This is a genomic window from Nocardia sp. NPDC052254, from assembly GCF_040679495.1.
GTDB lineage: Bacteria > Actinomycetota > Actinomycetes > Mycobacteriales > Mycobacteriaceae > Nocardia.
Map to the genome: position 1 here is coordinate 215,272 of NZ_JBFAUW010000005.1, position 12,944 is coordinate 228,215.

At 68.2% G+C, this 12,944-nt stretch carries 15 protein-coding genes; 3 read left to right on the forward strand and 12 right to left on the reverse strand.

From position 1 onward, the window contains the following. Window positions 1–159: 159 nt before the first annotated feature. Together AB0L57_RS15415 and AB0L57_RS15420 are read left to right on the forward strand one after the other, a co-directional pair. Window positions 160–729 carry a helix-turn-helix domain-containing protein gene (locus AB0L57_RS15415; protein ID WP_364961772.1) on the forward strand — a complete coding sequence of 190 codons (570 nt, stop codon included), beginning with the start codon at window positions 160–162 and terminating at the stop codon, window positions 727–729. Then, on the forward strand, window positions 726–1,604 hold the full coding sequence (locus AB0L57_RS15420; protein WP_364961775.1) for a PfkB family carbohydrate kinase: 879 nt from the start codon (window positions 726–728) through the stop codon (window positions 1,602–1,604). Before AB0L57_RS15415 ends, AB0L57_RS15420 begins: the two co-directional genes overlap by 4 nt. Here AB0L57_RS15420 and AB0L57_RS15425 read toward each other — a convergent pair. The 9 genes from AB0L57_RS15425 to AB0L57_RS15465 all read right to left on the reverse strand — a co-directional run bounded on the left by AB0L57_RS15425 (window position 1,585) and on the right by AB0L57_RS15465 (window position 8,766). After that, a complete protein-coding gene (locus AB0L57_RS15425; RefSeq protein ID WP_364961777.1) occupies window positions 1,585–2,247 on the reverse strand; it encodes a nucleoside/nucleotide kinase family protein in 663 nt (220 codons plus the stop codon). The two genes, AB0L57_RS15420 and AB0L57_RS15425, sit on opposite strands and share 20 nt — an antisense overlap. A 140-nt stretch (window positions 2,248–2,387) precedes the next feature. Further along, window positions 2,388–2,780, reverse strand: a complete 393-nt coding sequence (locus AB0L57_RS15430) for a DUF779 domain-containing protein (RefSeq protein ID WP_364961778.1) — start codon at window positions 2,778–2,780, stop codon at window positions 2,388–2,390. After that, window positions 2,780–4,297: an aldehyde dehydrogenase gene (adh, locus tag AB0L57_RS15435; protein WP_364961780.1), complete on the reverse strand. Its 1,518-nt coding sequence runs from the start codon at window positions 4,295–4,297 to the stop codon at window positions 2,780–2,782. Before adh ends, AB0L57_RS15430 begins: the two co-directional genes overlap by 1 nt. 112 nt (window positions 4,298–4,409) lie before the next feature. After that, window positions 4,410–5,627 carry a transcriptional regulator gene (locus AB0L57_RS15440; protein ID WP_364961782.1) on the reverse strand — a complete coding sequence of 406 codons (1,218 nt, stop codon included), beginning with the start codon at window positions 5,625–5,627 and terminating at the stop codon, window positions 4,410–4,412. A gap of 155 nt (window positions 5,628–5,782) precedes the next feature. Then, window positions 5,783–6,286, reverse strand: coding sequence for a nitroreductase family deazaflavin-dependent oxidoreductase (locus tag AB0L57_RS15445; protein WP_364961784.1), 504 nt, complete (start codon window positions 6,284–6,286; stop codon window positions 5,783–5,785). Window positions 6,287–6,297: 11 nt separating this feature from the next. Further along, window positions 6,298–6,813, reverse strand: coding sequence for a peptide-methionine (S)-S-oxide reductase MsrA (msrA, locus tag AB0L57_RS15450; RefSeq protein ID WP_364961786.1), 516 nt, complete (start codon window positions 6,811–6,813; stop codon window positions 6,298–6,300). Between the two features lie 115 nt (window positions 6,814–6,928). Beyond that, complete coding sequence (locus AB0L57_RS15455) at window positions 6,929–7,432, reverse strand: ATP-binding protein (RefSeq protein WP_364961788.1); 504 nt, start codon at window positions 7,430–7,432, stop codon at window positions 6,929–6,931. An 85-nt stretch (window positions 7,433–7,517) separates the two neighbouring features. Continuing rightward, a complete protein-coding gene (locus AB0L57_RS15460; RefSeq protein WP_364962415.1) occupies window positions 7,518–8,249 on the reverse strand; it encodes an RNA polymerase sigma factor SigF in 732 nt (243 codons plus the stop codon). A gap of 88 nt (window positions 8,250–8,337) precedes the next feature. After that, a complete protein-coding gene (locus tag AB0L57_RS15465; protein WP_364961790.1) occupies window positions 8,338–8,766 on the reverse strand; it encodes an anti-sigma factor in 429 nt (142 codons plus the stop codon). 233 nt (window positions 8,767–8,999) lie between these two features. Here AB0L57_RS15465 and AB0L57_RS15470 point away from each other — a divergent pair, with 233 nt between their 5' ends. Beyond that, window positions 9,000–9,356, forward strand: a complete 357-nt coding sequence (locus AB0L57_RS15470; RefSeq protein ID WP_364961792.1) for an STAS domain-containing protein — start codon at window positions 9,000–9,002, stop codon at window positions 9,354–9,356. Between the two features lie 21 nt (window positions 9,357–9,377). On the opposite strand, the gene AB0L57_RS15475 is transcribed toward AB0L57_RS15470, so the two are convergent. From AB0L57_RS15475 to AB0L57_RS15485, 3 genes are read right to left on the reverse strand one after another with little or no spacing between them, the layout of a single operon-like run. Beyond that, window positions 9,378–9,824, reverse strand: a complete 447-nt coding sequence (locus AB0L57_RS15475) for a response regulator (RefSeq protein ID WP_364961794.1) — start codon at window positions 9,822–9,824, stop codon at window positions 9,378–9,380. Beyond that, entirely contained in the window at window positions 9,821–11,431 is a 1,611-nt protein-coding gene (locus tag AB0L57_RS15480; RefSeq protein WP_364961796.1) for a CHASE3 domain-containing protein, read from the reverse strand. Before AB0L57_RS15480 ends, AB0L57_RS15475 begins: the two co-directional genes overlap by 4 nt. Beyond that, on the reverse strand, window positions 11,428–12,849 hold the full coding sequence (locus tag AB0L57_RS15485) for a fused response regulator/phosphatase (protein WP_364961798.1): 1,422 nt from the start codon (window positions 12,847–12,849) through the stop codon (window positions 11,428–11,430). The genes AB0L57_RS15480 and AB0L57_RS15485 overlap by 4 nt, the downstream gene beginning before the upstream one ends. Window positions 12,850–12,944: the final 95 nt, after the last annotated feature.

A 12,944-nucleotide genomic window follows, 5' to 3' on the forward strand; every position in this document is an offset into this window, starting at 1 on the left:
CCGACCGGACCGTCGGCCCGCTCCCTGCACCACCCGCGCTCCGCACCCATACCCACAGTTCAGGATGTATTTACTCATCCGCGATGCGATGCGACGATGAATGTGATTCGTCTCGTCTCGAGACAGGGTCGCCCGAGCACACGAAACGGAGGTCCTGCCGTGCGCACCGGTGAGGTGGACTGGCTGGCGGGCGGTGTACGGCGCACCGTCGCGCGCTCGCGGATCGAAACCGCCGCCGCCGAACTGTTCCTCGAACGCGGGATCGATCGGGTGAGCATCGATGACGTGGCGGCGCGGGTGGGATGTTCGCGCGCCACCGTGTACCGGCACGTCGGCGGGAAATCCGAACTGGTCCGCATCGTGATGAGCTCCGCCGCCCGAGAGATCGCCGAGCGGGTGGCCGCGGGCGTGGCGTCGCTGCGCGGGCCGCGCCGGGTCACCGAGGCCATCCTCACCTCGCTCGCCGCGATCCGCCGCGAACCCGCGCTGGCGGCGTTCCTGTCCGGGGCGGGTGTCACCGGCGATCATGTGGTCGCCGTCCCGGAGCTGCGCGGTATCGCGACGGCGCTCACCGGAATCGCGCCCGACGAGGACGCCGCGCAGTGGATCGTGCGGGTGGTGTTGTCCCTGTTGACCTTTCCGCTGCCGGATGCCGCCGCCGAGCGCCGCGCGGTCGAACGATTCGTGGCACCACTCGTACTCCGGCCCGCACACAGACCCACCGCATGAACGCCCCCGCACCGCTGTTCGCGGGACTGACGACCGTGGACCTCGCCTACGGCGTCGGTTCGTATCCGGCCGAGGACACCAAAACCACTGCCCGGGAACAATTCCTGGGTGCGGGCGGACCGGCCGCCAATGCCGCCGTCGCGTGCGCCGTGCTCATCGGCGAGGCGCGGCTGATCACAGCGCTCGGGCGGCATCCGCTGACCGGGCTCGTCCGCGACGATCTGGCGAGCAACGGAGTCGAACTGATGGATACGACACCGGAGCGGGAGCAACCGCCGCCGGTCTCGTCCATCGTCGTCGCGACCGGCCGTGGCACCAGAACCATCGTGTCCCTGGACGGTTCGGGTATCGAAGCGCACTTCGACGCGAAGGTCGCCGAGCACGTGCTGCGATCACCGGTGGTCCTGATCGACGGACATCATCGCGAACTGGCACTGGGCGTCGCCGAAACGGCGCACCGGGCGGGCATTCCCGTCGTTCTCGACGCGGGCCGGTGGCGGCCGGACCATGCCGACCTGTTACCGCTGGTCGACATCGCCATCTGCTCGGCGTCGTTCGCCCCGCCCGGCATCGAGTCCGCGGATCTGTTCGAGGCACTGCACCGGCTCGGGCCGCGCCACGTCGCGGTCACCTCCGGATCGGAGCCGATCCGCTACTCCACCAACGGGATTCGAGGGGAGATCGCGGTTCGCGCCACCGCCACCGGCGATACCCTGGGTGCCGGAGACATCCTGCACGGCGCCTTCTGCGCCTACTACACACGCGATCGCGATGTCGTCGGCGCACTCACCCGGGCGAGCGCGGTCGCCACGCTGTCCTGCCGCTACTTCGGCACCCGCGGCTGGCGGGACGCGCTCAGTGAACTGTCCGGTTGATCCGGATGTGGAAACCGCCGGTGGTGGCGGTGAGTACCAGATCGGCGCGTTCCCGGCCGCGTGCGATCAGCCGGGCATTCGGCAGATCACTGGCGGACACCATGGCGCGCGCCCGCTCCGGGGACTTCCCGCCCCGGAGATGCCGGCGGCGCAACCGGTCCGCGATGACCGACTCGTCGGCGTCCAGATACCAGACCTCGTCGAGCTGGGCGCGCACCCGCGACCAACCGGGCCGATCCAGCAGCAGATAGTTCCCCTCGACGATCGCGATCCGCTGGTCACCGAACATCACCGCATCCGCGACCGGATCGTGCAGTGCGCGATCGTAGACCGGCCAAGGAACCTGGATCTCGTTGTCCCGCAACGCCATCAGACGCTCGACGAAGCCCGCTACATCGAAGGTGTCCGGCTGCCCCTTGCGATCGACGGCGCCGATCGCCCGCAGGGTCGCGTTCGGGAGATGGAAACCGTCCATCCCCGCTACCAGGGCCCGGCCGTCGAGTGAGGTCGCCAAGTGCGCAGCCAGCCTGGACTTCCCCGCGCCCGGCGGGCCGGTGATCCCCAGCAGATACCGATGCGCACTGCCCACGGCGCGCGCCGCGGCGAGCACCCGCTCCGCGAGCTCGTCCACGGTCACCGCCATCGATACTCCCGTCGCACCACGCACCCATTCGACACCGGCCTGCCGGAAACCACGGGAAGCGACACGGCGTTGGGTTCCCGACCGGAAAGCGGGTACCGCAACACCCGCGAAATCCCGTGCCGGAGTGCCACTTCCCGAGATCAGTCCAGCTGTTCGGCTCCGGTGCGCGGGCGCTCATCGGCGAACTCGGCGACCTCGGCGTCGGTGAGCAGGCGGGAGCGGATCAGGAAGCGCACCCCCTCGGGCGCCTCGAGCGAGAACCCGCTGCCCCGGCCGGGCACCACGTCGACGGTCAGGTGCGTGTGCTTCCAGTACTCGTACTGGTCGGCGCTCATCCAGAACGGGGTATCGGCGCCGACCCGGCCGAGCAGTACATCCGAGGCCCCCACGCGGAATTCCCCGCGCGGGAAGCACATCGGCGCGCTGCCGTCGCAACATCCGCCGGACTGGTGGAACATCACCGGCCCGTGCTGTCGAACGAGGCTGTCCAGCAACGACTCCGCTGCCCCGGTCAGGTCGACGCGCGTACCCATCAGAAGAAGCCCAGCTTGTCCGGGGAGTAGCTCACCAGCAGGTTCTTGGTCTGCTGGTAGTGATCGAGCATCATGCGATGGTTCTCGCGCCCGATACCGGACTTCTTGTAACCACCGAACGCGGCGTGTGCGGGGTAGGCGTGGTAGCAGTTGGTCCACACCCGCCCGGCCTTGATGCCGCGGCCCAGCCGGTAGGCGGTGTTGCCGTCGCGGCTCCACACACCGGCACCGAGACCGTAGAGCGTGTCGTTGGCGAGTTCGAGGGCCTGTTCGGTGCTGTCGAAGGTGGTGACCGCGACGACCGGGCCGAAGATCTCCTCCTGGAACACGCGCATGTCGTTGCGGCCCTTCAGGATCGTCGGCTCGATGTAGAAGCCGTCGGGCAGACCCTCCACCTTGCGCGGGCTGCCGCCGGTGAGGACCTCCGCCCCCTCCTGACGCCCGATGTCGATGTAGGACAGGATCTTCTCGTACTGATCGTTGCTGGCCTGGGCGCCGATCATGGTCTCGCTGTCGAGCGGGTTCCCGCTCACGATCGCCTTCGTGCGTTCCAGGCAGCGGGCCATGAACTCGTCGTAGATCGAGGAGTGGATGAGCGCGCGCGACGGGCAGGTGCACACCTCGCCCTGGTTCAGCGCGAACATCACGAAACCCTCGACGGCCTTGTCCAGGAAGGCGTCGTCGGCGGCCATCACATCCGGCAGGAAGATGTTGGGGCTCTTACCACCCAGCTCGAGTGTCACCGGGATGATGTTCTCGCTGGCGTACTGCATGATCAGCCGGCCGGTGGTGGTCTCACCGGTGAACGCCACCTTGGCCACCCGCGGACTGGATGCCAGCGGCTTACCGGTCTCGACACCGAAACCGTTGACCACGTTGACGACTCCCGGTGGGAGCAGATCGCCGATCAGCTCGATCACCTTCATGATCGAGGCCGGGGTCTGCTCGGCGGGCTTGAGCACCACGGCATTACCCGCGGCCAGCGCCGGCGCCAGCTTCCAGGTCGCCATGAGAATCGGGAAGTTCCACGGGATGATCTGGCCGACCACACCCAGCGGCTCGTGGAAGTGGTAAGCGATGGTGTCGGAATCGATTTCGCTGACCCCGCCCTCCTGTGCGCGGATGGCACCGGCGAAGTAGCGGAAGTGATCGACCGCCAGCGGCAGGTCGGCGGCGAGGGTTTCCCGGACGGGCTTGCCGTTGTCCCAGGTCTCGGCGACCGCGAGCCGATCCAGATTCGCCTCGATCCGATCGGCGATCTTGTTCAGGATGTTGGCGCGGTCGGTGGCGGAGGTGGCGCCCCAGCCGTCGGCGGCGGCGTGCGCGGCGTCCAGCGCCAGATCCACATCCGCGGCGGAGGATCGAGCGACTCGGCAGAAGGTCTCCCCGTCGACCGGCGAGGGGTTGTCGAAGTACCGGCCCTCGACCGGTGCCCTCCACTCGCCACCGATGAAATTGTCGTAGCGGTCGGCGTAATCGACGATGCTGCCCTCGGCGCCGGGCTTGGCGTAGATCATCTCGGACACTCCTCGCTGAGTCGGGTCGGCATCACGGCTGCGAAATCGTGATGTAGACCACTATGGGCGGCGGAGGTTGGCACAAGGTTGATCCGCGCCGAGCGTGTCCCGATCAGTCCCGCAACGCGGTGTGCAGGCGGGCCACCGCCACCGCGCGGCGGGCGTCGGCGGGCGGGAGCAGGCGCAGCGCGTGTTCGTGAACGGCGATGTCACCCAGGGCTTTCGCACCGTATTCGAGGGCCAGCGCGGCATCGGGCCGGGCCAGCACCGCGGTGCGCATCCCCACCTCGAGATACTCGCGCCACTCGACGATGCCCGGTGTCTGCGAACCCGGCAGCAGCGGGCCCCGGTACAAGCGCACCGCGGTGGCCGCGTCCCCGGCCGCCAGCGCGGCCAGCAGATCGGCGGCATCGCAGCGCACCGGTGTGGTGAGCCGGTACACCCGGTTGCTGATCTCACCACCGGTGGCGCGGCGAAGATGGGAGACATCGGCTTTGAGCGTGCTGGAACCGGTGGCGCGATCACCGTAAACGGCCAGATGCAGACGCTCGGGAGTGAAGCCTTCGGGTTCCAGGGCCAGCAGCGTGAGGATCTCGAGCTGACGCCGCCGCAACCGCACCGGACGACCGGCCCGGCTGAGTTCGGCCGCGCCGAGACAATGCAGCCGCACGCCGGATTCGGCGTCCGTCGTGGCGAGGAGTTTCGCCTCCACCGCGGCGGCGAGCGACAGCACCGTGGACATGGCCAGCGGATGCGACCGGTCCCAGGTGGTGGACAGATCGAGGACACCGAGCTGGCGGCCGTCGGCGGCCCGGATCGGCGCGCAATAGCAGACCCAGCCGTGCAGCGCCTCGACCAGATGCTCGGCGGAGAACACACTGCTGGGGCGGCCGGTGTGCAGGGACAACGACAGCGCGTTGGTGCCCATGTGGTCCTCGTCCCAGCGGCCGCCCGGGGTGAACCCCACCCGTTCGGCCCGCCGCCGCATCACCTGACCGCCGTCGGACCACAGGATGGTGCCCGCCTCGTCGGTGACGGCCGCGACGAATCCGGCATCGTGGGTGATGCTGTGCAACTGATCCGACAACTCGCCGACCGGTCCCCGCAGTGGTGAGGACGCCCAGCTCGACGCCACATCACCGACGGCGGGCGCACAGTCGGTGGCCGGGTCGACGACAGCGCGCGAACGCAACCAGGACTGCGCCACCTCGGCGCGCGGTTGTGGTTGGGCGACATCGGATTCCACCGACGCGTCGGGCACCCAGTGCGCCCACTGCCGCTCCGCGACCTCACGTCGCCGTCGCAACGCGCCGTCCTGTCCTGCTCGCATCCGCATCTCACCCGTCAGACGTCCGCCGATTCGCCGCCACGGCGAATCGGCGCTGCTCCGGGCTGGGCGTGCGGGTCGGTCCGCGCGATGGTCGGCTCACCCTCATTGTCCAGCAGACCGCCCGGTCGCGGGGGCGAACCGGCGGCCGGGACGGTTCAGATCGGGGTCAATTCGAACAGCCGGAAGACCCGGGAACCCGCCAGCCGCTGTTCCATCGCATAGCCGGGCCAGTAGTCCACGGCATGCGCCCAGGCGCGCTCCCGGTCCTCGCCCTCGAGCCGCCGCACCCGTACCTTGGTCCGCTCCCCACCCCTGTTGATCTCGGCGTCGGTGGCGGCCACGAGGTTGGCCGACCAGGACGGGTGCTCGGGCCGCCCCCAATTGGAACCGATCAGCAGCTGGCGCCGTGGGCCGTCGGGGACGTAGAGCAGCGACACCGTGCGCGGCAGCCCGGATTTCCGGCCCAGCACGGTCAGTTCCATCGACGGCAACCCGGCCAGATCCAGCACCCCGTGACGGCCACCGGACAGCCGCCGCACCAGCCGCTCCAGGACGACGACCAGTGGGCCGATGCGCATCACCCAGGGAATGCGGGCCAGCGCCCGGCCCAGCGCCGGCAGCGGATTGCGCAATACCGGCACCCGTTTCCGTTCCGACATCGCGCCGCGCGTCAGTGCGAACCGGCGGTGCGCCTGGGCAGTTTCCAGCCCGGTCGCGGGAAGTGACAGGTGTAACCGTCCGGGTAGTGCTGCAGGTAGTCCTGATGCTCGGGCTCGGCATCCCAGAAATCGACCGCCGGGGTCACCTCGGTGACGACCTTGCCCGGCCACAGTCCGGAAGCGTCCACGTCGGCGATGGTGTCCAGCGCGATCGCCTTCTGCTCCTCGTCGAGGTAGAAGATGGCGGACCGATAGCTGCTGCCGACGTCGTTGCCCTGCCGATCCTTCGTCGACGGGTCGTGGATCTGGAAGAAGAACTCGAGCAGTGCGCGGTAGTCGGTGCGCGCCGGGTCGTAGACGATCTCGACGGCCTCGGCATGGCCGGGATGATTGCGATAGGTGGGGTGATCGTTGCGGCCGCCGGTATATCCGACGCGCGTCGAGATCACTCCCGGCTGCCGGCGAATCAGCTCCTGTACGCCCCAGAAACATCCGCCTGCCAGAATCGCCTTGCGTGTGTCGGTCACGCTTCCTCCTTCAGCGTCGAGTCCCCACCGGAATCTTGCACCAGTACAACCCGGACAGGGGTGGGAAAAGTCCCGCCCGACGGGGCGTGGCGGCCCGTCCGCTGTGAATCATGCCTCACCACCCATCCGCGCCGTTGTCACCGAATACGGCCGAATCCTGCTGCGCGGACCGTATTTCGGTGTGTAGATCGACGCGCGTGCCCGCCGCGCCGGTATCGATGTCGACATCGGTGATCAGGGCCCGCATCATCATCAGGCCACGACCGCGCCGCGGATCCGGCCGGTCACCGACGGGTTCCCAGCTGCCCCGGTCGATGATCGACAGGTACAGGTCGGATCCGCTGATCCGACCGCGCACCGCGACGATGCCCGGACCGTCCCGATATCCGTGCTCCACGGCATTGGTGCAGGCCTCGTCCACCGCCAGCAGCACGTCGTAGATCTGATCCGAACCGATCCCGCCGCGCTGTAACCAGCCACGTAACCGGTGGCGCACCTCGCTCACCCGCGCGGCTTCGGACGGAAAATCCGATCGGAACGGCTCGATTCCGGCCGCGGCCGAGTGACGTATCCCGGCTCCCCGGACATGGTCGTCCAGAGGATTCCGAAACACGCTCATACTCTCACTCCGATCGCAGCCGATGATGCCTTCGCCACCGCGATACCCGCTTTCGCGCACACCATGCGGCGACACCCGTCACCGATCAGTCCCGCAGCGCCTTGTCCCGGAGTTGTTTGAGCGTGCGGGACAGGATCCGTGAGACCTGCATCTGCGAACAACCGAGGTTGCGCGCTATCTGCTCCTGGGTCATCCCGGCGAAGAATCGCATCGTGAGCACGTACCGCTCCCGTTCGGGCAGGGCGTCGATCAACGGCTTGACCGTGAGTGTGTTCTCGATCGAGCCGAAGGTCGGATCCTCGTCACCGATCGTGTCCAGGATCGAGCGCGAACTGCTGTCGTCGTCGGTGGGCTGCACATCCAGCGACTGGGTCTGATACGCGTTTCGTGCGATCAATGCCTGGGTCACCTCGCCCAGATCGGCGCCCATGGCCTCGGCGATCTCACGCGCACGCGGCATTCGGCCCAGCTGCTGCGAGAGATCGTCCACCGTCGGTCCCAGCGCGGTCTGGATCTCCTTGAGCCGCCGGGGCACCCGCAGCGCCCAGGCATGGTCGCGGAAATGACGGCGCACCTCACCCATCACGGTCGGCACGGCATAGGCCAAAAATGGCGTGCCCTGTGAGGGATCGAAGCGGTCGACGGCACCGACCAGTCCCACCCGCGCGATCTGCAGCAGGTCCTCGAAGTTCTCACCCCGGCCGCTGAATTTCCGGGCGATGTGCTCGGCCAGCGGCAGACAGCGGTTGATCACCCGCTCGCGCAGCTGTGCCCGGCGCGGATCGTCCGCGGGCAGGGCATCGAGCTCGGCGAACATGGGCGCCACATCGTCGTAACCGTCGGCGTGAGCCCGGTGGGTACCGGTGCGCGCCGCCGGCGTCTCCGGCGCGGAGGCCGCGCTGTTGTCAGGCGACATCGGTTCCGCCACGCGCCCAGCGGAATTCGACGACGGTCGGGTAGCCGCCCGCGGATTCGTCGTAATCGGAGTTCGACGTGTGCACCCACTGTGTCAGCGTCGAGACGATGTGCCAGCCGAAACCGGTGGTGTCCGGAGAGTCCGCGCTCGTGGTGACCGCGGCCACCCGCACATCCATCGTCGAATCACCGGCGGTGAATGCGCAATCGATCACCGATGTGGTGACCGCGTCGACGATCAGGGCACTGACCACCTCGTCGACGGCCAGCCGGATGTCGGTGGCCTCGTCGATGCCGAAATCGGCCACCAGTGCCACGGTTTCGGTCAGGGCACGGAGCATGATCAGTTGCTCCGCGACGGCCGGCACCCGGAATCCGACCGCAGTGGTCCCCGCCTCGGGAGACACCTTCTCCACCATGCCCATTCCTTGCTCCCAATGATCGTGCCGCAAAACGATTTCCCAGCGTACGCGAGCGCTCGCGCGGTATCGGCCGATCGCTTCGACGGCGCCCGTTCGAACCGTGGCGAACGGGGTATGTTGTTCACCGGCGACAGTTCGCCGCGCCGCTGCCAGCGGCACAGACAGCGATATGTCGGAGGTATCGAAGTGACCACATGCGGTACGCACCAGCTCGCGCCGGAGGTTGCCCGATGAACGGCGAACGGGTCTCACCGGTACTGCGCACCGAACAGCGCACCGAGGGTTCCGCCGTGGTGGTGACGGTGTACGGCGAGGTGGACATGAATTCCGCACCGCAGTTGCAATCGGCGCTCGACGAGGCGCTGCGGGAATCGCCCGCTGCCGTCGTCCTGGACATGAGCGAGGTCGGATTTCTCGGTTCGGCGGGGCTGAGTGTGCTGCTGACCGTCTCGCAGGCCGGAACCGCCGCGCTGCGCGTCGTGGCCTCGCCCGCGGCGCGCCGTCCGATCGAGGTGACGGCGCTGGACGAACTGCTGGAACTGTTCCCGAGCGTCGAGGCCGCGCTGAACGGCTCGACCGCGAACTGATCCGGACGGTATCCGGCACGCTCACCGCTGCCTGGGGAGACGGACGACCTGGACGAAGAATTCGTCGATGTGCTTGATCGCGGCGATGAACTGGTCCAGGTCGACCGGTTTGGTGACATAGGCGTTGGCGTGCAGCCGATAGCTCCGCAGAATGTCCTCCTCGGCGGCCGAGGTGGTCAGCACGACCACCGGAATATGGTTCAGATCCGGATCGGATTTGATCTTCTCCAGAATCTGCCGGCCGTCGTATTTCGGGAGATTCAGATCCAGCAGAATCAGATCCGGCCGAGGCGCCTCGGGGAATTGCCCCTCTCGATACAGGAAGTCGAGCGCTTCCTGACCGTCGTGCGCGACGTGCAGCGTGTTGCCGATCTTGTTGTCCTCGAACGCTTCACGCGTCATGAGCTCGTCGCCGGGATCGTCTTCCACGAGCAGGATGTCGATGGGCTGGCCCAGTGGATCGGTCATGCGTCGACTCCTTCGGCTACGGGTTCGATGGGGACGGGCGCGGTGTGCGCCGCGAGGGTGAAGCGGAATCGGGTGCCGCCGGTGTAGGTGGTGTCGATCCACAGTGCGCCACCGTGGTACTCGACGATCTTCTTGCACAGCGCCAGACCGATACCGGTGCCGCTGTATTCCTCCCGATTGTGCAGGCGCTGGAAGATCACGAACACCTTCTCGGCGAACTGGGGCGCGATACCGATCCCGTTGTCCGATACCGAGAACTGCCATTGCCCGGGGTCCTCGCTGGACTCGCATTCGATCCGCACCAGGGTCGTGGTATCGGGTGCGCGGAATTTGACGGCATTACCGACGAGGTTCTGCCACAGCATCGTCAGCAGGGTGTGATCGCCGGTGATCTCGGGCAGTTGCTCGGGTTTTTCGATCACCGTGCCGGAGTCCTCGATCGCACCGGACAGATTGTCCAGCGCCGAATCCAAAGTGGCGTTCAGGTCGACCGGTTCGGTGCCGTCGATCACCCGCCCCACGCGGGAGAAGGTCAGCAGATCGTTGATCAGCCGCTGCATCCGCTTGGCACCGTCCACGGCATAGTCGATGTACTGCTTGGCCCGGTCGTCGAGCTGATCGTGGTAGCGCTTCTCGAGCAGCTGGCAGAACGCCGCCACCTTGCGCAGCGGTTCCTGCAGGTCGTGCGAGGCGACATAGGCGAACTGCTCCAGCTCGGCGTTGGATCGGCGCAGCTGCACCGTCTGCCGGTCCAGATCCTCGGCTTGGCTGGCGAGCCGTTCCTCCTGCTCACGCGCGGCCGACAGTTCGGTGACGATCCGCACCCGCATCTGCTCCACCGCCTCGGCGACGGTCGCCAGATCCGCGGGCCCGCGCGGGCTGATGTGATGATCGAACTCGCCGTTCGCGACCCGCAGCGACGATGCGGTGAGATCGTCGAGCGGGCGCGCGACCAGCCGCCGGATCAGCACGATCAGCGCGAGACCGGTCAGCAGAACCACGACCACCACCGCGATCAGCACCCGATCGCGCCATGCCCGTGCGTCGGTCAGCTCGTGCCGGTCGGCGACGATCGCGGCGGAAGCGTCGGCGTTCTGTGCGGCGAAGGCCACCCGCAACCCGTCGAAGAGGATCTTGCCCCGGCTGACCAGCGCCTCGGTATCGCCACCACGGGTGTTACCACCCGCGGCGATCAGAGGTTCGGCGTATTCGCCGCGCCAGCGCCGGGTTGCCGACTCCACACTGTCGAGCTGGGCGAGCTGTTTCGGCCGCCCGGCAGCCACCTCGCGGATGCGCGCCACCGCCGCGGCCTCGTCCTGTACGCCTTGGTTGTACGGATCGAGAAACTGCGGGTCACCGGCGATCGCGAAACCACGCAGACCGGTCTCCTGGTTGACCAACGCCGACTGCAGGCGGTAGACCTCCGTGGCGGTGGGCTGCGTGCGGTCGAGCAGTCGATCGGTCACCGCGTTGGTCCGCACGATCACCTGGCCGGCCACGACCGCGCCGAGGACGATCATCACGATCATCAGCCCCAGCACGATCTGAAACCAGGTCTGCACGGTGAAGCGCCCGACACTGCCGGCGCGACGCCGTGTGCTCGTCATCGGTCGCCCTCCTGCCCGCGTTCGCGCCAGCGCAGATGAACGACGGCCACGTCGTCGTCGAGCCCTCCGGCCGGCGCGGCGGCGTCCTCGACCCTGCTCAGCAGTTCGTCCAGATACCGCGCGGGCTCATCGGCCGATACCGCCGTCGCCATCGACAGCAGGCCGTCCTCACCGAGACGCTCGCCGTCGGTGCTCGTGCGCGCCTCGAACAAGCCGTCGGTGAACAGCACCAGGCCGGTTCCCGCGGGCACGTCCACCCGCTGCACCGGCCAGTCCGCCCGGCCCGGCACGAAGCCGAGCGCCGGCCCGCCGGGAACCTCGAGCCACTCGGTACCGGTGGGCCCGTGCACCAGCAGACCCGGATGCCCCGCGCGGATGACCTGCACCTGCGTGCACTGCGGCGGGGCGTACAACGTCGTGAGTGTGGCGAAGATCTGCGGACCGGTCCGTTCGGCGACCAGCACCTGCTCCAACAGCTCCACCTGCCGAGGCCCGGTGACGCCGCTGATCACGAGGGTGCGCCAGGCCAGCCGCAGTCCGACGCCGATCGCGGCCTCGTCCGGTCCGTGACCGGCCACATCACCGATCAGGGCGTGCACCGTGCCGTCGGCTTCCTGGACCACGTCGTAGAAGTCACCGCCCAGCAGCGAATACGCGCGGCCCGGCCGGTATCGCGACACCACGTCGATGACGGGTTCACCACGCAGCAGCGGTGTGGGCAGCAGACCCCGTTCCAGGCGGGCGTTCTCCTGCTCGCGCATGGTGGTCGCACGCAGTGCGGCGGCGGTTCGCTCGGCCTGTTTGCGCTCGATCGCGTAGCGCACGGCACGGCCGAACCACTCGGGCTCGACCCGGCCCTTGACCAGGTAGTCCTCGGCACCGGCCGCCATCGCCGCCAGTCCCGTCTGCTCCTCGTCGAGCCCGGTCATCACCACGACCGCGACCTGGTCGGTGTACTCGCGCAGCTGGGCGAGGGCTTCGAGGCCCTGCGAATCGGGCAGGTTCAGATCCAGCAGTACGCAGTCGGGCAGCCCCGCGGCCAGCCAGGCGCCCGCCTCGGACAGCGACCGGACATGTTCGAGCCGGGCGCCGGGCGCACCGTCGGCCACGAGCTCCTCGACCAGCAGGGCATCGCCCGGATCGTCCTCCACGAGCAGAATCGTCCGCCCGATCGGCAGCCCCCGCCCGAGCGACGGCACCGCCGCCGACGCCGAGAGCTGGGCGGAGCGGTTCCCACCGCGATCCGGCCGCGCGTCATCGGATGCGCGCACCACGGCGCCACCGGAGACATCGCGAGCCCGCGGGTTCTGTTCCCGCAGCGAGGGCCGGGTCTTCGGCGAGGCCGACGCACCGGGCGTCGACGTGGTGACCATGGACGAGGGAAGCGCGACCGTGCCAGGAGCGGCACGTTTCGACAATGCTGCCTCCGATCGAAAAAGTGGCGGCCCGAGCGCACGCCTACTTGCTCAGCGGCCTGTTGCTCGACCGTGAGGCGAGCTGATCCTAGCCGACG

Excerpts from the sequence above, each read along its gene's own strand:
- AB0L57_RS15480 (WP_364961796.1), bottom strand. The coding sequence starts at position 11,431 with ATGACGAGCACACGGCGTCGCGCCGGCAGTGTCGGGCGCTTCACCGTG.
- AB0L57_RS15475 (WP_364961794.1), bottom strand. The coding sequence starts at position 9,824 with ATGACCGATCCACTGGGCCAGCCCATCGACATCCTGCTCGTGGAAGAC.
- AB0L57_RS15440 (WP_364961782.1), bottom strand. The coding sequence starts at position 5,627 with ATGCGAGCAGGACAGGACGGCGCGTTGCGACGGCGACGTGAGGTCGCG.
- AB0L57_RS15425 (WP_364961777.1), bottom strand. The coding sequence starts at position 2,247 with ATGGCGGTGACCGTGGACGAGCTCGCGGAGCGGGTGCTCGCCGCGGCG.
- AB0L57_RS15455 (WP_364961788.1), bottom strand. The coding sequence starts at position 7,432 with ATGAGCGTGTTTCGGAATCCTCTGGACGACCATGTCCGGGGAGCCGGG.
- AB0L57_RS15430 (WP_364961778.1), bottom strand. The coding sequence starts at position 2,780 with ATGGGTACGCGCGTCGACCTGACCGGGGCAGCGGAGTCGTTGCTGGAC.
- AB0L57_RS15465 (WP_364961790.1), bottom strand. The coding sequence starts at position 8,766 with ATGGTGGAGAAGGTGTCTCCCGAGGCGGGGACCACTGCGGTCGGATTC.
- AB0L57_RS15445 (WP_364961784.1), bottom strand. The coding sequence starts at position 6,286 with ATGTCGGAACGGAAACGGGTGCCGGTATTGCGCAATCCGCTGCCGGCG.
- AB0L57_RS15460 (WP_364962415.1), bottom strand. The coding sequence starts at position 8,249 with ATGTTCGCCGAGCTCGATGCCCTGCCCGCGGACGATCCGCGCCGGGCA.
- AB0L57_RS15420 (WP_364961775.1), top strand. The coding sequence starts at position 726 with ATGAACGCCCCCGCACCGCTGTTCGCGGGACTGACGACCGTGGACCTC.
- adh (WP_364961780.1), bottom strand. The coding sequence starts at position 4,297 with ATGATCTACGCCAAGCCCGGCGCCGAGGGCAGCATCGTCGATTACGCC.
- AB0L57_RS15470 (WP_364961792.1), top strand. The coding sequence starts at position 9,000 with ATGAACGGCGAACGGGTCTCACCGGTACTGCGCACCGAACAGCGCACC.